Origin of the sequence: Burkholderia sp. Ac-20344, from assembly GCF_017104975.1 — a bacterium.
GTDB lineage: Bacteria > Pseudomonadota > Gammaproteobacteria > Burkholderiales > Burkholderiaceae > Burkholderia.
The window spans coordinates 15,848-37,848 of sequence record NZ_JAAGPP010000040.1; the positions used below are offsets into that span (position 1 = coordinate 15,848).

The window sequence follows — 22,001 nt, forward strand, 5'->3', positions numbered from 1 at the left end:
GACCGTTAGTTGCGTTTAAGGGCGTGGGGCGCGCCGCCGTTCGTGTCGTGCCGCTACCGTCCGCCTGCCCTATACTGGCCGCAGCAAACTGACTGACGGCCGCGCCGACGCACCGGCCGCCGCGATTCTCCCCGGAGCGACCATGCATTACCAGCTGATCTACGAACTCGTCGACGATTACCTCGCCCGGCGCGAAGCGTTCCGCGCCGAACACCTCGCCCTCGCACAGGCCGCGACCGAGCGCGGCGAACTCGTGCTTGCCGGCGCGCTGCAGGACCCGGCCGACCGGGCCGTGCTGGTGTTCGAAGGGGATTCGCCGGAAGCGGCCGAGTCGTTCGCACGCGCGGATCCTTACGTGCAGAACGGCCTCGTGAAATCCTGGTGCGTGCGGCCATGGCGCGTCGTGGTCGGCAAGCACGCGCCGCCCCGCGCGTGAAGCGAGCCTACAGCCACCCTGCCCGCTTGAAGCGCCACCACAGCGCGAAATCGGCCACGACCATCACCGCGATGCAGCCGTAGAAGCCGTATTTCAGGTGCAGTTCGGGCATGTTCGCGAAGTTCATCCCGTAGATGCCGGCGATCATCGTCGGTATCGCGAACAGCGCGGCGAACGAACCGAGCCGCTTCGTCACCTCGTTCTCGGCCAGCGAGATCATCCCGAGGTTGACCTGGATCGCCGTGACCACCATCTCGCGCCGCCCTTCGATCGTCTTCACGATCCGCTGCAGATGGTCGTACACGTCGCGAAAATACGGCTCCATGCCGCTGCAGACTTGCGGAATGCGCCCGCCGGTGAGCTTCGCGAGCGGCTCGACCAGCGGCGCCGTGTGCTGGTACAGCATCACGAGCCGCCGCTTCAGCGAATAGAGATCCTCGATGATCGCGCGCGACGACGCGGGCGTGGCCTTCGCGAAGATGCGGTCCTCGAGTTCCTCGAGTTCGGTGCCGAGCCTTTCGAGGATTGGGAAATAGCGGTCGACGACCTGGTCCATTAGCGCGTAGAACACGAATGCCGCCCCTTCCCGGAGCAGATGCGGCTCGCGCTCGCAGCGCTTGCGCACGTCGCGAAAATCCTGCTCGGTATGGCTGCGGATCGACAGCACGTAGTTCGGGCCGACGAACACGTTCAGCTCGCCGACATTGAATTCATCGTCGTGGTCCAGCTCGACCATATGCAGCACCGCGAACAGCGAATCGCCGTACTCCTCGATCTTCGGTCGCTGGTGCCCCTTGCGGGCATCCTCGAGCGCCAGTTCGTGCAGCCCGAACTCCTCGCCCATCAGGTCGAGTTCGGCGGGCGTCGGATCCTTCAGCGCGACCCACACGAAGCACTCGGGCTTCGACACGTAGTCGCTGATGGCGTCGATATCGATGTCGGCCAGCTTGCGGCCGTCCTGGTATGCAGCACAGTTGATCAGCATGGTGTTCGTGACGTTGCGGTTTACGCATCAGTTTACCGGTTTGCTGCGCGGGCGGCCCGGCTTGCGCGGCACGGCGATATTGGTCATGATCGGGCTGCGTGCACCGCAGCACGCGCCCCAGGACACTGCGGGACACACGCCGCACGGCCGTGCGGCCCAACCGTCAAGGAGACAGACCCATGTGGTATTTCTCGTGGATACTCGGCATCGGCGTGGCGCTCGGCTTCGGCATCATCAATGCGATGTGGCTGGAAGCGGAAGTATTCTCGCGCGGCGACAAGCGCAACGGCGCGTCGAGTCCGCAGCCGGGAGGCAAGGTTTCGTGACGCACCTGGTGTTCTTCTGCGGTCACGCCGGCACCGGCAAGACCACGCTCGCGAAGCGGCTCATCGGGCCGCTGATGCGCGCGACCGGCGAGGCCTTCTGCCTGCTCGACAAGGATACGCTGTACGGCCGCTACAGCTCGGCCGCGATGGGCGCGCTCACCGAGAATCCGAACGACCGCGACAGCCCGCTCTACCTGAAGCACCTGCGCGATCCCGAATACCAGGGCCTGCTCGATACGGCCCGTGAAAATCTCGCGCTCGGCATCGGCGCGCTCGTCGTCGGCCCGCTGTCGCGCGAAGTGCGCGATCGCCGCATTCTCGACCGCGCCTGGCTCGGCATCGGGCCCGACGTCACGCTGACGGTCGTCTGGGTCCACACGTCGGAAGACGTCGCGCACCAGCGGATCGTCGCGCGCGGCAATCCGAACGATGCCTACAAGCTCGCGCACTGGGACGAATACCGGCAGCGCCGCTTCGTGCCGACCGGTCACGAATGCGACGGCATCGTGATGTTCGACAACACCGCGCCATCCGATGCCGACGTCAATGCGCTGCTGTACCGCATCGCGCCGCCTCCGCCTGCGGCCACGATCGTCCCGCCGCTGCCGGCCTGACCGGCCCGCTTCTTCGCTCCCCGCAAATGAACAACGCCGGAAGCGCTGCTGCGCTCCCGGCGTCGTACGACCCTCGTGCCAGAGGCTGGCGGGTGGTCAGGCCACCGCGTGCACGCGCTCCATCGTGCCGCCTTCGTACAGCTTGCCGAAACGGTTCGACAGGAACGCCTTCAGCGACACCTTTTCCTGCGGGATGAAACCGCTCTGCGGCAGCTTCTTCTCGCGGAACAGATCCAGCACCGCGCACATCGCGCCGGCCGTCGTGATCTGGATCGCGCTCATGTGCATCCCGCACACGTCCTTCGCGAAAATCTTGCGCGTGAACACGTCCTGCACCAGCTGGCCGTCCTTCACGCCCGTCACCGTGATGAACACGAGCACGACGTCCTGCTTCGTCGACGGCACCGCGCGGCGCATGATCGACTTCAGCGTGTCGCGGTCGGTCGACAAGCGCAGGTCCTCGAGCAGGAACTGCACGAGATCGCGGTGGCCCGGATAGCGCACCGACTTGTAGTCGAGCGTCTCGACCTTGCCCGACAGCGTCTCGCACAGCGTGCCCAGGCCGCCCGACGTGTTGAACGCTTCGTATTCGGTGCCGTCGAGCGAGAAGTGCTCGAGGCCTTCGAGCGGCTGCACCCACTGCTTGCGGCCGTCGCGGATCGCTTCGCACGGCTGGCAGTATTCATTGATCAGGCCGTCGACGCTCCACGTCAGGTTGTACTTCAGCGCGTTGGTCGGATACTCGGGCAGCGCGCCGACGCGCATCTTCACGTCGCGCACTTCGCTGAAGCCGTTCACGAGCTCGTGCGCGGCAAGACCGATGAAGCCCGGTGCGAGGCCGCACTGCGGCATGAACGCACGGTCGGAGCCTTCGGCCAGTTCGCGGATCGCATGGGTGGCGCGCACGTCTTCGGTCAGGTCGAAGTAGTGAACGCCGGCAGCCTTCGCGGCAGCGGCGACGTTGACGGCGAGGTAGTAAGGCAGCGCGTTGACGAGCGCATCGAAGCCCTTCACTGCTTCGCGAATCGCGTTCGCGTCGGCCGAATCGACCCGTTGCGTCGCGATGCCTTCGCGCGACAGCTTCGCGAGCGCATCCGCATCGCGATCGAACGCGACGACTTCGTAGTCGCCCGTTTCACGCAGCATGTGAGCAATGGTGTGGCCGATCAGACCTGCGCCGACGATGGCGATTTTCATGCGCTTATCTCCTGATGATGGGTTGGTGTTGTGTACGGCGTCGAGCCATGTACACAGTGTAGGGACGCGCAAAATCAGTTCCAAGACGAAGAATGATGCGAAACGACCGGTAATTTCGACGTTTTGACCAAACATTTCGTCCAAACGACCAAATCATCTAAAAATCGCCTATAGGCGCTGGCCTCGAACGCGCTGCCTCGGGCTGCGTTCCCGAGGGCAAAAGGGAGGATGAGTGGCAAGGCGCAGGACGAGCGCACCGCATGCGCGCCGCGCGCGGCACGCCGGTCGACGCGAATGCGCGGGGAAATGCAGCAGAGCGGCGTCAGACGATGCGGAGGATCTGCCGTCCGCGTCCGCGCCGGTCACGAAACGCAGCGGCGCCGGGCGCGAACAAGCGACGCGCGTGCTTGCGACGCGCGCAAAACACGGCATACGTGAAGGGAAGAAAATCTGCGCAGCGAGTGTGCTGCGCCATCATGCACCGCGCTTGAACGTCAGCCGCCGATCGTCCCGCGATCGATCTTGCGCGACAGGATGATCGACGTCGTCGTGCGTTCGACGCCTTCGAGCGTGCCGATCTGGTCGAGCAGGTCGTTGAGCCGTTCGGGCGAATCGGCGCGCAGCCACGCAACGTAGTCGTACTCGCCACTCACCGCGCACAGCAGCTGCACCTCGGGCATCCGGTCGAGCTTGCGCAATACGTCCTTGCCGAACTTCGGCGTGAGGATGATGCCGACGTACGCGTAGATGCTCGCGTCGAGCACGTCCTGCCCGAGCCGGACGCTGTAGCCGGCGATCACGTTGGTGCGTTCGAGCCGCGCGATGCGTGCAACGACCGTCGTGCGCGCCACGTCGAGCTGGCGCGCGAGATCCGCGACGCTGGCGCGCGCATCGGCCTGCAGCAGCGCGACGAGTTGCCGGTCGAGATCGTCGAGTTGGTCGAGGCGGGGTGGGCGCATGAGGCTGGGCCGGAGCACGACGCACCGGCTGAGTGGAAGGTGACGCGATGATAGCGCCTAACGCCGGCCCGCCCAAACGGCATCGCGCGGATCCGATCCCAACCTTTCAATTTCGATTCGTATCGGATGTAAGCAAGTGTCGCATTCACTGCTGCGCCGTACTCAACGTGCTACTAATAATGGGCGACGCGAGATGCGCGCTTGCGGCAGTTGCCGCCGCGCCCGCTCGCAAGACACCACCCCGGAGAGCCAACCATGAAGAAAATCTCGCTCACCCTCGCTACGCTCGCCGTTGCAGCCAGCGCGTTCGCGCAAACCCCGGCGCAGCCGCAGGCGCCCGCCCAGGCCCCCGCAACGACGGCCGCGGCGTCGGCCCCGAGCGCCGAGCAGCGCGCGGCACGCCACGAAGCGCGCGTCGAGCAGCGCATCAAGTACCTGCACGACCAGTTGAAGATCACGTCGGCGCAGGAACCGCAATGGAAGACGTTCGCCGACACGATGCGCGACAACGGCGAAACGATGGGCCGCCTCTATCGCGAACGGATGGCCAAGCACGAAGTCTCCGCACTCGACGACATGAAGCAGTATGCGGAACTGTCGCAGGTGAACGCCGACGGCGCGAAGAAGCTCGCCGACGCGTTCGCGCCGCTCTACGAGAGCTTCCCGGCCGACCAGAAGGCACTGGCCGACACGACGTTCCGCGGCTGGCTGCATCACGGCGGCGAGCACCGCGGCAAGGGCAAGACGAAGGGCAAGGAAGGCAAGGCGGCAGCCGCGCCGGCCGCCAGCGCGCCCGCACAGCCCTGACACCCTCCCCGCCGGCGCCGTGCTGCCCGTCCGGGCCGAACGGCGCCGCGCCGCCGCATCAGGCGACCGGCGCGTCACACGGCGCGCCGGATTCGGGATAAGCTCCCGGCTTTTACAGCTTTCCCGCACTTCCCCGCCATGCTCGAACTCAAGCACCTCGACCTGCGTACCGATCCGCAGGCCCGTCGCGTCGTCAAGGACGAAACCGTCGCCGTTTCCTTCGCAGAGGCCGACGGCGAACTGATGAGCCTCGAAGGCCCGAACCGCTATGTGGCGGGCGACGCGCTGATCACCGGCTCGACCGGCGACCGCTGGGTCGTGTCGCGCGCGCGCTTCGACGCCAAGTATCTGCCCGCCGATCCGGCACTCGCACACGGCGCACCGGGCGCCTACCGGAACCGGCCGGCCGTCGTGCTCGCCCGCCGGATGGACGAGCCGTTCACGATCGCCCGCTCGGAAAACGGCGACACGCTGCGCGGCGTCGCCGGCGACTGGGTGATGCAGTACGCGCCCGGCGACTACGGTGTCGTGCAGGCACAGCGCTTCGCACAGGTGTACCGCGACGCGTAATGCAGCGCGCCGGCATCGCGCCGGCGCATACGGTCACGCGAAGTCTTCGTCGAGTTCGAGTTCGGCATCGCGCTCGACGGCCTCGCCGGCCGCGTGCCGCTCCTCGAGCGACCCGAGCATCGCCTCCGTATACGCATGCAGCACCGCATGGCTGCGCGCGCGCTGCATCGGCTTGAGCGCCAGATAGCGCGCGAGCGCGGCCGGCACGATACGGATATCGAGCGTCATCCGCTTCGGCGCCGAACCGAAACGCATCGCGAGCCAGTGCACGGACAGGAACCGCCCGCGCGCGTCGCTGCTTTCCGCAAAACGCGTCTGCTCCGGAAAGAGATCGCAGATCACGCGTGCGAGCGCGTCGAATTCCGCGCTCTGGCATTCGATCAGATAGTCATCCATTCCGTCTCTCCCGTCAGGCCGCCGATTGCGATGGCCGGCACGTCTTCACCAGCACCGCGACCAGGATCGCGGCCAGCACGAAATGCGCGGCCTCGACCCAGCCGGCCGGCAGCACGCGCACCTGGTACAGCAGCGCCGGCGCGGCCGCCAGCGCATGCAGCACGATCGCGAGCGGCAGCACGCCCGCACGGCCGGCGCGCACGCCGCGCCAGACCAGCACCGACAGCGCCAGCTGCAGCACGAACGCCGCGCAGCGTTCGAGCAGCAACAGCAGGATCGACTGTACCGACAGCGTCGCGAGCATCACGTGCAGCCGCACGACCGTATCGCCCGGCAGGTCGGCGAGCTGGGCCTCGAGCTGGCCGCGGCTCGCGAGCCACGCGAGATACGACCACTGGCCCCACACGAGTACGCCGACGAACCACGCTTCGGCGCCGCCGTGACCGATCCCGTAGCCGATTCCGCGGCTGTCGCCGGCCGACGGGCCGTAGCGGCGGTTCAGGAAACGCATCCCGAGATAGCGGCCGACTTCCTCGAACACGGCGGTCGCGAGCGCGCCGTACGCGACAAACGCGAGCGGCTGCGTCAGCCAGCCATCCGGCGGTGTCTGGCTCAGCACGAGCCCGTGGAACGCGCGTTCGAGGATCATCGCAAACAACGTGAAGACGGCCACGCCGACGATCGTGTCGCGGCGGTTCAGCGCCAGCGGCTTGCGCAGGATACGGAAGAGGACGAGCGGCAGGAGCGCGATGATCAGCGTAGCGGCGATCAGCACCGCCAGCGTGACGGGAGCGACAGTCATGTATTTCCTTGTTCGGGGCAGCGCACCTGACGCGCTGCGTGCCCCGAATGATACTCAGCTTGCGGTCGACGCGCGCGCGACCAGCTCGCCCGGCAACAGCGAGACACGCACGTCGCCCGCCGCGCCGTCGATCCGCTCGTGCACGAATTCGACGGCCTTGTAGCCGATTTCGTAGGTCGGCTGCCGGATCGTCGTGATGCCGATCAGCTCGGCCCATTCCGGATCGTCGATCGACAGCAGCGCCGCCTTCTGCTGCCATGCGGCGCCGAAACGCGCGCGCAGGTGGCGCGCAATCGCGAGCGCGACCGGCGCGTTCGCGGCGAACAGCGCCGCGCGCACGCCGCGCCGTGCCGCGTCGTCGATGCGGGCATCGATGTCGGCCAGCGCCGCCGCGTCCGCGTCGCGTTCGTTCAGGTCGAGCACGACCGTCGACGGCACCGGCAGCCCGCGCGCCCCCAGCGCCGCGCGGAACGCGGCCTCGCGCAGGCGCCGCGAGCTGACGCGCTCGAACGGCTGCACGACGAAATGGATCGCGTCGAAGCCGTGTTCGACCAGGTGCGCGAGCGCCGTTTCGATCGCGTCGGCGTTGTCGAGGCCGATCAGGTCGGCCTCGAAGCCCTCGACCGTCCGGTCGACGAGTACGGCCGGGATGCCGGCGCCGCGCAGCGGGCGCAGCACATCCTCGTCGGCGCCGAGCGCGTTGACGATCAGGCCTTCGACGCGGTAGGTCGTGAGCAGCTGCAGGAAGCGGCGCTCCATCTCGACTTCGTTTGCCGCGTGACAGATCAGCGGCATGTAGCCGAGCGCGTGGCACGCGGCCTCGACGCCCTGCAGCACTTCGACGGTGTAGGGATTGGTCAGGTCGGCCGCGAGCATGCCGAGCAAGCGGTTGCGGCCGCGCTTGAGCCCGCGCGCCATCTGGTTCGGCCGGTAGTTGAGCCGCGCGATTGCCGCTTCGATCCGCTGGCGCAGGTCGGTGGACAGCACGTGCGTCTCGCCGTTCAGGTAGCGCGACACGCTGGTCTTGCCCGTGCCGGCTTCGCGCGCGACATCGCTGATCGTCGCCGGACGCGTCGTGTTTGGTTGCGAATCGGTCACTGTCGTGCCTCGCGACGTACGATCCGCGCCGCTTCGTGAGCAGACGGACCTTTGTTGTTGGAAACGTAAGCCACCCGGTGGAATCTCCTGTCGATCCACGTTAGCGCTTTAGCGCTTACGTGGATCCCATGCTTCGCGGTCGATCCACGTTAGCGCTTTAGCGCTTGCGATGATCCCATGCTTCGCGGTCGATCGCCGCCGGCGCGTTGGCACCCGCCCCGGTCACGTGCAAAAGCAGTCGGCCGCACCGGATCTGGCGCGGATACCCGTCGCGGGACGCCACCGGCAGCATTGCCTGGCCGTCGATGCGACGCGCGGGCGATCATAACGCAGCCAGCCCTCCGGCACCAAGACCATCGACTCTAACGAAGCCGGCCCCCCACCGGCCGGACGTCGGCCAATGGCCGGTCCGTTCCCCCCGCAGCTTACGCGCGTGCGAGCGCATCCGGATTGACGAGATTCGTGCGCAGCGTGCCGGCCAGCGCGCCGACCAGGTTTTCCGCGGCACAGCGCGCCATCGCGTGGCGCGTCTCGTGCGTCGCCGAGCCGATATGCGGCAGTGCGACGACATTCTTCATCTGCAGCAGCGGCGAATCCGCCGGCAGCGGCTCCTTCTCGAACACGTCGAGACCCGCGCCGCGGATCGTGCCCGTGCGCAACGCATCGACCAGCGCGGCTTCGTCGACCACCGGCCCGCGCGATGCATTGATCAGGATCGCGCTGCGCTTCATCTTCTCGAATTCGGCCGTGCCGATCAGATGGCGTGTTTCCGGCGACAGCGGCACCTGCAGGCACACGAAATCCGACTGCGCGAGCAACTCGTCGAGCGTGACGCGCCGTGCGCCGTATTGCGTCTCGGCTTCCGCATGCGCGGAGCGATTCGCGTACAGCACCTGCATCCGGAAACCGAGCGCCGCGCGGCGCGCGACCGCGCCGCCGATCCGCCCGAGCCCGACGATGCCGAGCGTCTTGCCCTGCACGTCGGTGCCGTACAGGTCGGGGCCGATGCTGCGATGCCAGTTGCCGGCCTTCACCCACTCGGCCAGCTCGACCACGCGTCGCGCGGACGCGAGGATCAGCGAGAACACCGTATCGGCGGTCGACTCGGTCAGCACGTCCGGCGTATGCGCGAGCACGATCCCGCGCCGCGTGAAATCCGCGACGTCGAAGTTGTCGTAGCCGACCGAGATCGTCGACCACGCCTTCAGCCGCGGTGCGCGGTCGAGCATCTGCGGCGTGATCTTCAGGCTCGCGCCGATCGCGCCGTCCGCGCCGCCGAGCGCATCGGCGAGGGCTGCGGCGCCATCGGCCTGCACGACGTCCGCATGCTCGCGCAGGTACGCGAGGACGTCATCGGGCAGCGGCTTGTACGCGACGATACGGGGCTTCATCTGATTCATTTTCCTTGCAACGGCGCCGCGAGCGGATGCGAATCGCGCGCCTGGGGTTTGACGGACAGCGTGAGGATCACCGCGGCGACGAGCGCGGCGCTCATGAATGCGTACGACGCGACGGGCGAGCCGGTCGCACCGTTCAGGTAGCCGACGAAGTACGAGCCGACGAACGAGCCGAGCGCGCCCATGCTGTTGATCAGCGCCATCGCACCGCCAGCGACGTTCTTGGGCAGCAGTTCCGGCACGATCGCGAAGAACGGGCCGTACGGCGCGTACATCGCGGCGCCCGCGACGACCAGCAGCGCGTACGAGATCCAGAAGTGCGACGAGCCGAGTGCATACGATGCGGCGAACGCGGCCGCGCCGATCAGCAGGAACGGCCACACGAAGCCACGGCGCGAACCGACCTTGTCGGACGCCCACGACGCGGCGAGCATCGCGATCGTCGCGGCGAGATACGGCAGCGCGGACAGCCAGCCGGTCGCGACCATCCCGAGGTCGGAGCCGTTCTTGACGATCGACGGCAGCCACAGCACGAAGCCGTACACGCCGATGCTCCAGCAGAAATACTGTGCGCACAGCTTGATCACGGCCGGCGAGCGGAATGCCTCGCCATAGTTGCGCACGGGCTTGATCGCCGCCTGCTCGGCCGTGAGCGCGGCGTCGAGGTCGCGCTTCTCCTGCGCGTTGAGCCACGGCGAATCGGCCGGCTTGTCCTGCACGAGGAACCACCAGCACACGGCCCAGAGGACGGCCGGCACGCCTTCGGCGATGAACATGTGGCGCCAGCCGAATTCGTGCACGAGATAGCCGGACACGATCGACATCCACAGCACGGTCACCGGGTTGCCGAGGATCAGGAACGTGTTCGCGCGCGAGCGTTCGTTCTTCGTGAACCAGTTGCTGATGTAGATCAGCATCGCCGGCATCACGGCCGCCTCGACGACGCCGAGCACGAAGCGGATCGCCATCAGCGACGGGATGTTGCTGACCATGCCCGTGAGCGCCGCGCAGGCGCCCCACAGGATGAGGCTGACGAACACGAGCTTCTTCACGCTGCGGCGTTCCGCATAGATCGCGCCGGGGATCTGGAAGAAGAAGTAGCCGAGGAAGAACAGCGCGCCGATCAGCGACGACAGGCCCTTGCTGATTCCGAGATCCTGGTTGATGCCTGCCGCGGCCGCGAACCCGTAGTTCGCGCGGTCGAGGTAGGCGAGGCTGTATGTGATGAAGACGATCGGCATGATCGTCCACCAGCGGCGGGCAGCGAGAGTGTTGGCCATCAGAATGTCTCCTGTGTCGACCGGAGTTAGCGCTTTAGCGCTTACTCCGGTCCCATGCTTTGCGGTCGACCCGAGTTAGCGCTTTAGCGCTTACTCAGGTCCCGTACCTTGCCGTGCGCATGCACGACGAATTGAGTCCGCGGATTGTGCCGTGTCCGGCATCTCATTGCGCGGTGAAGGTTTCCTCTAAGCGATCGGCGCGATTGCTGACGTTTTCGAACCGATCGAGTGCGGCGCGGGTCGGCAGCCCTTCCGAGTCGCCGATCACCTGGATCGCGAGCGCGCCGATCCGGTTGCCGCGTGCCACGGCCCGCTCGATCGTCTTGCCCTCCAGCAGCGCGCTGACCACGCCGACCGCGAAGCCGTCGCCGGCGCCGACCGTGTCGACGACGTTCTGCACGCGCTCGCCCGTCACCGTTCCGTCGCAGCCGTCGGCCGTCCGGTAGTACGCGCCTTCGGCACCGAGCTTGATCACGACGCCGCGCGCGCCCTGCGCAAGATAGAAGCCCGCGATGTCGGCCGGCGTGTCGTGCCCGGTCAGCTGCCGCCCTTCGGCAACGCCCGGCAGCACCCAGTCGGCGAGCGACGCGAGCGCGTTCAGCGTCTTCGCCATCACGTCAGCGGACGGCCACAGCGTCGGGCGCAGGTTCGGGTCGAACGAGATCGTCTTGCCGGCCGCGCGCATTTCACGCGCGAGCTTGAATGCGAGTTCGCACGACGTCGCGGAAATCGCCGGCGCGACGCCCGTCAGGTGCAGGTGGCGCGCGCCGAGCACGTAGTCGTCCACGTAGTCGTCGCAGGACAGGTAGCTCGCGGCCGAGCCCTTGCGGAAATATTCGACGGTCGGGTCGCTGCCGTCGTCGTTGCGCGACTTCAACTGGAAGCCGGTCGGATAACGCGGATCGACAGTCACGCACGACGCGTCGATGCCTTCGCGCGCCAGCGTGTCGAGCACGTAGCCACCGAACGAATCGCGGCCGACGCGGCTCATCCAGCCGACCCGGAAGCCGAGCCGCGACAGGCCGATCGCGACATTCAGGTCGGCGCCTGCGACCCGCTTCGCGAATTGCGTCGCGTGCGCGAGATGGCCGGGCTCGGTCGCGACGAACATCGCCATCGCTTCGCCGTAGGTCACGACATCGAGTGCTGCTTTCATGAATGAATTCTCCAGGATCCTGCCGCCGTCACGCGGTTGCGAGCCACGCGACGCGCCGGCATGCATCGCCCGCCAGGTCGGCCGCATCGAACGGGAACTCGATGCCGCGCGGCGCCTGCTGCGGCAGCGCCGCGAGCACGCCGGTCACGAGCGGGTCGTTCGGGGCCGGTGCGGCGGCGAAACGACGCGCGCCCTCGCCCGCGACGGCCTTGCAATGAATGTATTCCACATGCGGCGCGAGCACTTGCGCGCAATCAAGCGGCGCCTCGCCCGGCCACTGCCAGTTGCCGATGTCGAACGTCATCCCGAGCGCATCGGGCATGCCGGCCGCGGCCAGTGCATCGAACAGCCCGCGGAACTGCGCGAGCGCGCCGCCCACCGCAAGCTGGCCGTTCTCGACCACCACGCGGGCCCGCGCGCCGCGCGACAGCGCGACGATGTCGGCCGCGTGCGCGTCGCCGGCGAAGCCGCCGAGCTGGAATTTCACGAAGCGCGCGCCGAGCGCGTCGGCTTCCGCGAGCGCGCTGCGCAGTGCGTCCGCATCGAGCGCGCCCGTGTCCGTGTACAGGTTGGCGGGCGTCGAATAGACCGACCACAGTCCGTGGCTGGCCAGTTGCGCGCCGAGCGCGGCCAGCGCGCCGGGCGCCGTGTCCTCTTCCGACGCGAACAGTTCACGCCGCACCTCGAAGCCGGTCGCGCCGGACGCCGCCGCGGTCGCGACGAATGCGCTGTGGCCCTCCTGACGCACGCGGTCCATCCCGAATGCGCTCGCCACGATCACGATGTCTGTCATGTTGCCCTTTTTTCACCGGAATGGAACCGGTTCCATTTGCTTGAAACGGATGGTGCGCTTCACGTTGGACCCACGCCATAGAGGAAATCCCTGAGACGGGGCACGACGCAAACGCACGCACGCCGGCTCGCATCGCGCGTTCCCGCGCCGGGTTCAGTCGCTCAGGCGATGTCGTGCGTGAGGCTCATCTCGAGGAATTGTGCCGCGACTCGCGACGGCGCGCCGCCATGCGGCACGAGGATGGAGAAGTGACGCGTGAGCGGCGCGGGTGCGAGCGACCGCAGGACGAGCGCGGCATCGTCGTGACGCAGCGACATCGCGGAAACGAACCCGACGCCCATCCCGGCACGCACGGCTTCCTTGACGGCCTCGACGCCCGCGATCTCGAATGCGACGCGCATCGGCGCCGCGCCTTGCGCGAACGCGCGCTCGACGAGTTGACGCACGGCGGAGCCTGCCTCGCGGAGCACGAGCGGATGGGCCGCCAGCGCGTCGAGCGTGACCCCCGGCGCGCATTCGGGCGCCGCCAGCGGATGCCCGGACGGCACGATCGCCACGATCTCGTCCTCGCGCCACGCATGCACCGCGGTGCCCGGCGGCAGCGCCTCGCCGGGCGGCCCTTCGATCATCGCGATATCGAGCGACGGCAACGCCGCGACCACGTCGGACGTATTGCCGCTCATCGTCTGGATGGCCACGCGCGGCGCGCGCGGCTGGAACGCCGCGATCAGGTACGGCAACAGGTAGCTCGCCGGCGTCGTGCTCGCGCCGATGCGCAGCGTGCCGGCCTCGAGGCCGCGCACCGCGTCGCGAAACGCACGCGCCTGCGCGAAGGTGTCGCGCTGCGCTTTCGCGTACTGCGCGAGCTGTTCGCCGACCGGGGTCAGGCGAATGCCGCGGCCTTCGCGCTGGTACAGCGGCTCGCCGAATTCGTCCTGCAGCAGCCGCAACTGGCCCGACACGGCCGGCTGCGACAGATGCAGCGCCACGGCAGCGTGGCTGATGTTCAGATGCTCGGCGACGGCGGCGAACGTTATCAGTTGATCCGGGGTCATGGGGATAAATTATCGGCTTTCCGGATAGCTTACGTCACAAATCACAATTTTTCATATCGATATAACGAAATTAGGATTACAGCATCGCAACACGCTCCATCACGGTGCTTCCATGTCCACTGCCCCGAGTCCCCATCTCAGCCATGCCGCGCCGTCGATGCGCGGCCAGTTGAACGGCGTGCTGTTCGTCGCGCTGTTCGCCGCCGCCGTCACGAGCCTGTCCCAGCTTCCCGCGATCGCGGGGCTCGGCCTGTCGCCGTTGATCGTCGGCATCGTCGCCGGGGCGCTGTACGGCAACGCGCTGCGCGACGGCATGCCGGCGAGCTGGGCGGCCGGCGTCAATTTTTCCGCGCGCAAGCTGCTGCGCATCGCGGTCGCGTTCTTCGGGTTGCGCGTGAGCCTGCAGGAAATCGCACAGGTCGGGCTGCCGGGCCTGACGGTGTCGGTGCTGGTCGTCGTCAGCACGCTCGTGATCGGCACCTGGGCCGGCATGAAGATCATGAAGCTCGACCGCGATTCCGCCCTGCTGACCGCCGCCGGCAGCGCGATCTGCGGCGCGGCCGCCGTGCTCGCGTTCGAGTCGACGCTGCAGTCGAAGCCGCACCAGAGCGCGATGGCCGTGGGCAGCGTCGTGCTGTTCGGCACGCTGTCGATGTTCCTGTACCCGCTCGCGTATCACGCCGGACTGCTGAACCTCGATCCGGCCGGCCTCGGCCTGTTCTTCGGCGGCACGATCCACGAGGTCGCGCAGGTGGTCGGCGCGGCGAGCGACATCAGCCCGCAGGTCGCGCACATCGCGACGATCGTCAAGATGACCCGCGTGATGCTGCTGGTCCCGGTGCTGCTGGTGCTCGGCTGGTGGCTCGCCCGCTCGGCGCGCGCCGCTGCCGGCGGCGCGCAAGGCAAGCGCAAGGTGGCCGTGCCCTGGTTCGCAATCGGTTTCCTCGGCTTCGTGATCGTCAATTCGCTGAACGTGCTGCCCGCCGACGTCACGCACATGCTGAACGTGCTCGACACCTTCGCGCTGACGATGGCGATGACCGCGCTCGGCATCGAAACCCGCGTCGCGCAGATCCGCGCAGCCGGCCCCCGCGCGCTGATGACGGGCCTGATCCTGTACGTGTGGCTGATCGCCGGCGGCTACGGGATCACCTGGGCCGTGCAGCACTGGCTTGGCTGAGTTGCCCGCCCGTGACACTTCGCGCGCCGCGCCCGACGGGATGGTCCCGCGGGCGCGGCGCAGTGCTATGCTTCGCGTCGTTTTCCATCGCCCTCTTTCAGCCGTGCTCTCGTTCCTGCTGAAGCTGCGCACTCGCGCCCAAACGCTGTTCCGCCTGTCGGACGCCCATACGATGCTGATCTGGTCGGCCATCGTCGGCGTCGGCGGCGCCTTTGCCACGATGGCGTTCCGCGAAGGCATCGACCTGATGCAGCACCTGATCTCCGGGCAAAGCGGCAGCTTCGTGCAGATGGCCAAGCGCCTGCCGTGGTACGTGCGGTTCTGGATGCCGGCCGCGGGCGGCTTCCTCGCCGGCTGCGTGCTGCTGCTCGCGACGCGCGGCGACAAGCAGGCCGCCAAGACCGACTACATGGAATCGGTCGCGCTCGGCAACGGCGTCGTGCCGGTACGCCAGAGCCTGTGGCGCAGCGTGTCGTCGCTGCTGACGATCGGCAGCGGCGGCTCGATCGGCCGCGAAGGCCCGATGGTGCAGCTCGCGGCGCTCGCCGCATCGCTCGTCGGCCGCTTCGTGCACTTCGACCCGCCGCGCCTGCGCCTGCTGGTCGCGTGCGGGGCGGCGGCCGGCATCACGTCCGCGTACAACGCGCCGATCGCCGGCGCATTCTTCGTGTCGGAGATCGTGCTCGGCACGATCGCGATGGAGAGCTTCGGGCCGATGGTCGTCGCGTCGGTCGTCGCGAACATCGTGATGCGTGAATTCGCCGGCTACCGGCCGCCGTACGAGATGCCGGTGTTTCCGGCCGTCACCGGCCCCGAGGTGCTGCTGTTCGTCGTGCTCGGCGCGCTGTGCGGCGTGCTCGCGCCGCAGTTCCTGCACCTGCTCGACGCGTCGAAGAACCAGTTCAAGCGGCTGCCCGTGCCGCTGCCCGTGCGGCTCGCGATCGGCGGCCTCGTCGTCGGCGTGATCTCCATCTGGATTCCGGACGTATGGGGCAACGGCTACAGCGTGGTGAACCACATCCTCCATTCGCCGTGGACCTGGCAGGCGCTCATCGCGGTGCTCGTGTTCAAGGTGATCGCGACGGCCGCCACCGCCGGCTCGGGCGCGATCGGCGGCGTGTTCACGCCGACGCTGTTCGTCGGCGCGGTGTTCGGTTCGTTGTTCGGGCTCGCGATGCAAGCGCTGTGGCCGGGCCATACGTCCGCGTACTTCGCGTACGCGATCGTCGGGATGGGCGCGTTCATGGCGGGCGCCACGCAGGCGCCGCTGATGGCGATCCTGATGATCTTCGAGATGACGCTGAGCTACCAGGTCGTGCTGCCGCTGCTGGTGTCGTGCGTGTTCGCGTATTTCGTCGCGCGCGCGACGGGCACGACGTCGATGTACGAGATCACGCAGCACCATTACCAGGACGCGCAGGAACGGATGCGGCTGCGCACCACGCAGATGCGCGCGCTGATCCAGCCCGCGCAGACGGTCGTGCCGCTCACGGCGAGCGTCGCCGACATGACGCGCGTGTTTCTCGAATATCCGGTGAAGTACCTGTACGTGACCGACGACGCCGGGCGCTTTCGCGGCGCGGTCGCGCTGAAGGACATCACGTCCGATCTGCTCGACAAGCGCGACACGACCGACAAGACGGCCGCGCACTACGCGCACACGCCGTTCCCGCTCCTCACGCCCGACATGCCGCTCGCCACCGCGCTCGAACGCTTCATGGCGTTCCAGGGCGAGCGCCTGCCGGTGATCGAAAGCGAGGCCGAGCCGACGCTCGCCGGGGTCGTCTACAAGACGTCGCTGCTCGATGCGTACCGGCGGATGACCGGCGAGCGCTGACCGGGCGGTTCGCCACCCGCAGCGCGAACGCGGCTCAATGTAAAGGACCGCTCAGTCCGGCGCACGCCCGAGCACGACGCGCGCGAAGAACCCCGCGAGCACCGATTCGGCCACCTCGGCCGAGACGTGCTGCGGGTCGGCCGTGTAGTACGACTGCACGCCGTCGCACAGGCACATCAGCCCGAACGCAAGCGTCTCCGCCGGCAGCAGCAGCGGCGTGCCCGCGCGCTCGGCGAAGCGCCGGATGAACTCGGCCATCTGCAGACGCTTGCCGTGCAGGAACTGGTTGAAGCACACGCGGAATTTCGCGTCGCGCGCGGCCTGCAGCTTCGCCTCGCCCCATAGCAGCGAATATTCGTCATCCTTGAACAGCGTCCGGTAATACGCGAGCGCCATCGATTCCATCTGCTCGCGCGCCCCACCCCCGTCGAAGATCGCCTGGAAGTCGGCCTGCACCTCCGCATGGTCGCGCTCCAGCAACGCCAGCAGCAGGTCGGACTTGCTGCGGAAATTCGAGTAGAACGCGCCGCGCGTATAGCCGGCCGCCGCCGCGATGTCCTCGACGCTCGCGGCGACATAGCCTTTCTTCAGAAAAATCCGGTGCGCGGCAATCAGCAGACGTTCGCGCGTCTGGTCCCTGCTCTGCTCGCGAGTTAAGCGCTGTGGTTTCATGGCGCGCAGTCTAGCACCCTTTACCTTTCGGATTCATCTTTGCATTCAGATACAGGTGTGCATTAGAATTCGCCACAGTTTCTGAAAGATGGTGTCCGCACGCCCGTGCCGGCACCGCTCGGGGCAAGCGCCCGCCGCGCTTGCCGGCTTCGTTCCGCTCTCGCTCTCACCTCATCTGGGGGTTTCGTGAATCGCTCCGGTTCCCGCGCCGCGCTGCTGATCGGCGCCGCGCTCGTCCTCGCCGCCTGTCATCCGAAAGAATCCGCGCCGCCTGCCCCGCGCCCCGTCGTCGCACTGCCCACCCATGCCGACGGCGCCGCGGTCGCCCGCACGCTGCCCGGCGAGATCCAGCCGCGCTACGCCACCCCGCTGTCGTTCCGCATCGCCGGCAAGATCATCGAGCGCAAGGTGCGCCTCGGCGATACGGTCAAGGTCGGCCAGGTCGTCGCGCTGCTCGATCCGTCCGACGTCGAGAAGAACGCCGCGAGCGCGCAGGCGCAACTCGAAGCCGCGACGCACAGCCTCGCGTTCGCGAAGCAGCAGCTCGACCGCGATCGCGCGCAGGCGCGCGAAAACCTGATCGCGACCGCGCAGCTCGAGCAGACCGAGAACAGCTACACGTCGGCGCTCGCGCAGCGCGACCAGGCGCAGCAGCAGCTCGCGCTCGCGAAGAACCAGCTCCGCTATGCGACGCTCGTCGCCGATCATGCGGGCACCATCACCGCAGAACAGGCCGACACCGGCCAGAACGTATCGGCCGGCCAGGCCGTCTACCAGCTCGCGTGGTCCGGCGATGTCGACGTCGTCAGCGACGTGCCCGAGGCCGCGCTGGCATCGCTCACACCCGGCCACACGGCCAGCGTCACGCTGCCGTCGCTGCCGGGCCGCCAGTTCGCCGCCAAGGTGCGTGAAATCGCGCCGGCCGCCGATCCGCAAAGCCGCACGTATCGCGTGAAGCTCACGCTCGCCGCGCCCGATCCGGCGATCCGGCTCGGGATGACGGCCAGCGTCGCATTCGACGGGGCGCCGCCCGCCGGCGACGCGCAGTCGATCACGCTGCCCGCGACCGCGCTGTTCCACGACGGCCAGCAACCGGCCGTGTGGGTCGTGCGCGCGAAGGACGACACGCTCGAGCTGCGCCGCGTCGACGTCGCGCGCTTCAACGAGCGCACGGTGACGGTGTCGCACGGGCTGCAGCCCGGCGAACGCGTCGTGCTGCAGGGCGTGCACACGGTCAGCGCGGGCGAGAAGGTACGCGCGATCGCGCCGCTGCATTCGGAGGACGTTGCATCGTGAGCGTTTCCTACGAAGAAGGCCGCTTCAACCTGTCGGCGTGGGCGCTGCGCCACCAGGCGCTGGTGGTCTACCTGATCGCGCTCGCGACGCTCGCGGGCATCCTCGCCTACACACGCCTCGCGCAGTCCGAAGACCCGCCGTTCACGTTCCGCGTGATGGTGATCCGCACGTTCTGGCCCGGCGCGACCGCGCGGCAGGTGCAGGAACAGGTGACCGACCGCATCGGCCGCAAGCTGCAGGAAACGCCGGCCATCGACTTCCTGCGCAGCTATTCGCGCCCCGGCGAGTCGCTGATCTTCTTCACGATGAAGGATTCGGCGCCGGTGAAGGATGTGCCCGAGACCTGGTACCAGATCCGCAAGAAGGTCGGCGACATCGGCTATACGCTGCCGCCCGGCGTGCAGGGCCCGTTCTTCAACGACGAATTCGGCGACGTCTACACCAACATCTGGACGCTCGAAGGCGACGGCTTCACGCCCGCGCAGCTCCACGATTACGCTGACCAGCTACGCACCGTGCTGCTGCGCGTGCCGGGTGTCGGCAAGGTCGACTATTTCGGCGACCCCGACCAGCGGATCTTCATCGAGGTGAACAACGCGCAGCTCACGCGCCTCGGCATCTCGCCGCAGCAGCTCGGCCAGGCGATCAACGCGCAGAACGACATCTCGTCCGCCGGCGTGCTGACGACCGCCGACGATCGCGTGTTCGTGCGGCCAAGCGGCCAGTTCGACAACGTCAACGCGATCGCCGACACGCTGATCCGCATCAACGGCCGCACGTTCCGGCTCGGCGATCTCGCGACGGTGACGCGCGGCTACGACGATCCGGCCGTCACCCAGATGCGCGCGAACGGCAAAGCCGTGCTCGGCATCGGCGTCACGATGCAGCCGGGCGGCGACGTGATCCGGCTCGGCAACGCGCTCGACGCGGAATCGAAGGACCTGCAGGCGCAACTGCCGGCCGGCCTCAAGCTGACGCTGGTATCGAGCATGCCGCACGCGGTCGCGCATTCGGTCGACGACTTCCTCGAAGCCGTCGCCGAAGCCGTCGCGATCGTGCTGGTCGTGAGCCTCGTGTCGCTCGGCCTGCGCACCGGGATGGTGGTCGTGATCTCGATCCCCGTCGTGCTCGCGGTCACCGCCCTCTTCATGTACCTGTTCGACATCGGGCTGCACAAGGTGTCGCTCGGCACGCTCGTGCTCGCGCTCGGGCTGCTCGTCGACGACGCGATCATCGCGGTCGAGATGATGGCCGTGAAGCTCGAGCAGGGCTACACCCGCGCACGCGCCGCCGCGTTCGCCTATACGAGCACCGCGTTCCCGATGCTGACCGGCACGCTCGTCACCGTGTCGGGCTTCCTGCCGATCGCGCTCGCGAAATCGAGCACCGGCGAATACACGCGCTCGATCTTCGAGGTGTCGGCGATCGCGCTGATCGCGTCGTGGTTCGCGGCCGTCGTGCTGATCCCGCTGCTCGGCTACCACATGCTGCCCGAGCGCAAGCGGCAAGCGCACGAGGCGCACCTGCCCGACGACCACGAGCACGACATCTACGACACGCGTTTCTACCGGCGGCTGCGCGGCTGGATCGACTGGTGCATCGAGCGGCGCTTCGTCGTGCTGCTGATCACGGGCGCGCTGTTCGTCGTCGCGCTGATGGGCTTCACGCTCGTGCCGCAGCAGTTCTTCCCGAGCTCAGATCGCCCCGAGCTGCTCGTCGATCTGCGGCTGCCCGAAGGCGCGTCGTTCGCGGCGACGCTGCGCGAGACCGAGCGCCTCGAGAAAGCGATCGACAAGCGTCCCGAGATCGACCACGCGGTGAACTTCGTCGGCAGCGGCGCGCCGCGCTTCTACCTGCCGCTCGACCAGCAGCTTCAGCTGCCGAACTTCGCGCAGTTCGTGATCACTGCGAAATCGGTGAAGGACCGCGAGAAGCTCGCGACCTGGCTCGAAACCACGTTGCGCGAGCAGTTCCCGGCCGTGCGCTGGCGGCTGTCGCGGCTCGAGAACGGCCCGCCGGTCGGCTACCCGGTGCAGTTCCGCGTGAGCGGCGACAGCATCGCGACGGTCCGCTCGATCGCGGAGAAAGTCGCGGCGACGATGCGCGGCGACGCGCGCACGGTCAACGTGCAGTTCGACTGGGACGAGCCGGCCGAACGCTCGGTGCGCTTCGAGATCGACCAGAAGAAGGCGCGCGAGCTGAACGTCACGTCGCAGGACGTGTCGAGCTTCCTCGCGATGACGTTGTCGGGCACGACCGTCACGCAGTACCGCGAGCGCGACAAGCTGATCGCGGTCGACATGCGCGCGCCGCGGGCCGACCGTGTCGACCCCGCGAAGCTGGCGGGGCTCGCGCTGCCGACCCCGAACGGCCCGGTGCCGCTCGGCTCGCTCGGCCGCTTCAAGCCGACGCTCGAATACGGCGTCGTGTGGGAGCGCGACCGCCAGCCGACCATCACCGTGCAGTCGGACGTGCGCGCCGGCGCGCAGGGCATCGACGTCACGCATGCGGTCGACGCGCAGCTGAACGCATTGCGCGCGCAGTTGCCGGTCGGCTATCAGATCAACATCGGCGGCTCGGTCGAGGAAAGCGCGAAGGCGCAGAAGTCGATCAATGCGCAGATGCCGCTGATGGCGATCGCCGTGTTCACGCTGCTGATGATCCAGCTGCAGAGCTTCTCGCGCGTGCTGATGGTCGTGCTCACCGCGCCGCTCGGGCTGATCGGCGTGGTCGCCACGCTGCTGCTGTTCGGCCAGCCGTTCGGCTTCGTCGCGATGCTCGGCGTGATCGCGATGTTCGGGATCATCATGCGCAACTCGGTGATCCTCGTCGACCAGATCGAGCAGGACATCGCGGTCGGCCACCGGCGTATCGACGCGATCATCGGCGCGACCGTGCGGCGCTTCCGCCCGATCACGCTGACGGCCGCGGCCGCCGTACTCGCGCTGATCCCGCTGTTGCGCTCGAACTTCTTCGGGCCGATGGCGACCGCGCTGATGGGCGGCATCACGAGCGCGACCGTGCTGACGCTGTTCTACCTGCCCGCGCTGTATGCGACGTGGTTCCGCGTGAAGCGCGACGAACGCGACCCGCAGGACGGCCCGCCGCCTGGCGGCACGCCTGCCGCGCCGTCGGGAGCCTGACC

General features: G+C 67.9%; 21 protein-coding genes. 9 read left to right on the forward strand and 12 right to left on the reverse strand.

Annotated features, from left to right (window positions below; genetic code table 11):
• Positions 1 to 142: 142 nt before the first annotated feature.
• Positions 143 to 436: a YciI-like protein gene (locus tag G3N64_RS15180; RefSeq protein ID WP_205784683.1), complete on the forward strand. Its 294-nt coding sequence runs from the start codon at positions 143 to 145 to the stop codon at positions 434 to 436.
• 7 nt (positions 437 to 443) lie between these two features.
• Here G3N64_RS15180 and corA read toward each other — a convergent pair whose 3' ends face one another.
• Positions 444 to 1,421, reverse strand: a complete 978-nt coding sequence (gene corA, locus G3N64_RS15185) for a magnesium/cobalt transporter CorA (RefSeq protein ID WP_205784684.1) — start codon at positions 1,419 to 1,421, stop codon at positions 444 to 446.
• A gap of 179 nt (positions 1,422 to 1,600) precedes the next feature.
• Between corA and cydX the strand changes: the two genes are divergently transcribed.
• Together cydX and G3N64_RS15195 are read left to right on the forward strand one after the other, a co-directional pair.
• A complete protein-coding gene (cydX, locus tag G3N64_RS15190) occupies positions 1,601 to 1,747 on the forward strand; it encodes a cytochrome bd-I oxidase subunit CydX (RefSeq protein ID WP_085039112.1) in 147 nt (48 codons plus the stop codon).
• Complete coding sequence (locus G3N64_RS15195; RefSeq protein ID WP_205784685.1) at positions 1,744 to 2,361, forward strand: ATP-binding protein; 618 nt, start codon at positions 1,744 to 1,746, stop codon at positions 2,359 to 2,361. Before cydX ends, G3N64_RS15195 begins: the two co-directional genes overlap by 4 nt.
• A 96-nt stretch (positions 2,362 to 2,457) precedes the next feature.
• On the opposite strand, the gene G3N64_RS15200 is transcribed toward G3N64_RS15195, so the two are convergent.
• The gene (locus tag G3N64_RS15200) at positions 2,458 to 3,558 is read right to left on the reverse strand and encodes a saccharopine dehydrogenase C-terminal domain-containing protein (RefSeq protein WP_011352168.1); all 1,101 of its coding nucleotides are present in this window, start codon (positions 3,556 to 3,558) and stop codon (positions 2,458 to 2,460) included.
• A 494-nt stretch (positions 3,559 to 4,052) separates the two neighbouring features.
• On the reverse strand, positions 4,053 to 4,517 hold the full coding sequence (locus tag G3N64_RS15205; RefSeq protein ID WP_006481526.1) for an Lrp/AsnC family transcriptional regulator: 465 nt from the start codon (positions 4,515 to 4,517) through the stop codon (positions 4,053 to 4,055).
• 255 nt (positions 4,518 to 4,772) lie between these two features.
• Between G3N64_RS15205 and G3N64_RS15210 the strand changes: the two genes are divergently transcribed.
• Both G3N64_RS15210 and G3N64_RS15215 read left to right on the forward strand, forming a co-directional pair.
• Positions 4,773 to 5,324: a Spy/CpxP family protein refolding chaperone gene (locus tag G3N64_RS15210; RefSeq protein WP_205784686.1), complete on the forward strand. Its 552-nt coding sequence runs from the start codon at positions 4,773 to 4,775 to the stop codon at positions 5,322 to 5,324.
• Between the two features lie 138 nt (positions 5,325 to 5,462).
• Positions 5,463 to 5,894 (forward strand): PGDYG domain-containing protein, encoded by a 432-nt coding sequence (locus G3N64_RS15215; RefSeq protein WP_205784687.1) that lies wholly within the window; start codon positions 5,463 to 5,465, stop codon positions 5,892 to 5,894.
• A 33-nt stretch (positions 5,895 to 5,927) separates the two neighbouring features.
• On the opposite strand, the gene G3N64_RS15220 is transcribed toward G3N64_RS15215, so the two are convergent.
• The 8 genes from G3N64_RS15220 to G3N64_RS15255 all read right to left on the reverse strand — a co-directional run bounded on the left by G3N64_RS15220 (position 5,928) and on the right by G3N64_RS15255 (position 13,871).
• Positions 5,928 to 6,290, reverse strand: a complete 363-nt coding sequence (locus tag G3N64_RS15220; protein WP_175956131.1) for a DUF3022 domain-containing protein — start codon at positions 6,288 to 6,290, stop codon at positions 5,928 to 5,930.
• A 13-nt stretch (positions 6,291 to 6,303) separates the two neighbouring features.
• Entirely contained in the window at positions 6,304 to 7,092 is a 789-nt protein-coding gene (locus G3N64_RS15225) for a YhfC family glutamic-type intramembrane protease (protein WP_205784688.1), read from the reverse strand.
• 54 nt (positions 7,093 to 7,146) lie between these two features.
• On the reverse strand, positions 7,147 to 8,190 hold the full coding sequence (locus tag G3N64_RS15230; protein ID WP_205784689.1) for a LacI family DNA-binding transcriptional regulator: 1,044 nt from the start codon (positions 8,188 to 8,190) through the stop codon (positions 7,147 to 7,149).
• A gap of 425 nt (positions 8,191 to 8,615) precedes the next feature.
• Complete coding sequence (locus G3N64_RS15235; protein WP_205784690.1) at positions 8,616 to 9,581, reverse strand: D-glycerate dehydrogenase; 966 nt, start codon at positions 9,579 to 9,581, stop codon at positions 8,616 to 8,618.
• A gap of 5 nt (positions 9,582 to 9,586) precedes the next feature.
• Entirely contained in the window at positions 9,587 to 10,867 is a 1,281-nt protein-coding gene (locus tag G3N64_RS15240) for an MFS transporter (RefSeq protein WP_205784691.1), read from the reverse strand.
• Between the two features lie 163 nt (positions 10,868 to 11,030).
• Positions 11,031 to 12,023, reverse strand: a complete 993-nt coding sequence (locus G3N64_RS15245; protein ID WP_205784692.1) for a sugar kinase — start codon at positions 12,021 to 12,023, stop codon at positions 11,031 to 11,033.
• A gap of 28 nt (positions 12,024 to 12,051) precedes the next feature.
• The gene (locus G3N64_RS15250; protein ID WP_205784693.1) at positions 12,052 to 12,816 is read right to left on the reverse strand and encodes a sugar phosphate isomerase/epimerase; all 765 of its coding nucleotides are present in this window, start codon (positions 12,814 to 12,816) and stop codon (positions 12,052 to 12,054) included.
• A 161-nt stretch (positions 12,817 to 12,977) separates the two neighbouring features.
• Positions 12,978 to 13,871, reverse strand: a complete 894-nt coding sequence (locus G3N64_RS15255; RefSeq protein ID WP_205784694.1) for a LysR family transcriptional regulator — start codon at positions 13,869 to 13,871, stop codon at positions 12,978 to 12,980.
• Positions 13,872 to 13,983: 112 nt separating this feature from the next.
• Here G3N64_RS15255 and G3N64_RS15260 point away from each other — a divergent pair, with 112 nt between their 5' ends.
• Together G3N64_RS15260 and G3N64_RS15265 are read left to right on the forward strand one after the other, a co-directional pair.
• On the forward strand, positions 13,984 to 15,051 hold the full coding sequence (locus G3N64_RS15260) for a putative sulfate exporter family transporter (protein ID WP_205784695.1): 1,068 nt from the start codon (positions 13,984 to 13,986) through the stop codon (positions 15,049 to 15,051).
• Positions 15,052 to 15,154: 103 nt separating this feature from the next.
• Positions 15,155 to 16,888, forward strand: a complete 1,734-nt coding sequence (locus G3N64_RS15265) for a ClcB-like voltage-gated chloride channel protein (protein WP_205784715.1) — start codon at positions 15,155 to 15,157, stop codon at positions 16,886 to 16,888.
• 51 nt (positions 16,889 to 16,939) lie between these two features.
• Here G3N64_RS15265 and G3N64_RS15270 read toward each other — a convergent pair whose 3' ends face one another.
• On the reverse strand, positions 16,940 to 17,560 hold the full coding sequence (locus G3N64_RS15270) for a TetR/AcrR family transcriptional regulator (RefSeq protein ID WP_205784696.1): 621 nt from the start codon (positions 17,558 to 17,560) through the stop codon (positions 16,940 to 16,942).
• Positions 17,561 to 17,746: 186 nt separating this feature from the next.
• Here G3N64_RS15270 and G3N64_RS15275 point away from each other — a divergent pair, with 186 nt between their 5' ends.
• On the forward strand, positions 17,747 to 18,856 hold the full coding sequence (locus G3N64_RS15275) for an efflux RND transporter periplasmic adaptor subunit (protein ID WP_205784697.1): 1,110 nt from the start codon (positions 17,747 to 17,749) through the stop codon (positions 18,854 to 18,856).
• Positions 18,853 to 21,999: an efflux RND transporter permease subunit gene (locus tag G3N64_RS15280; protein WP_205784698.1), complete on the forward strand. Its 3,147-nt coding sequence runs from the start codon at positions 18,853 to 18,855 to the stop codon at positions 21,997 to 21,999. Before G3N64_RS15275 ends, G3N64_RS15280 begins: the two co-directional genes overlap by 4 nt.
• Positions 22,000 to 22,001: the final 2 nt, after the last annotated feature.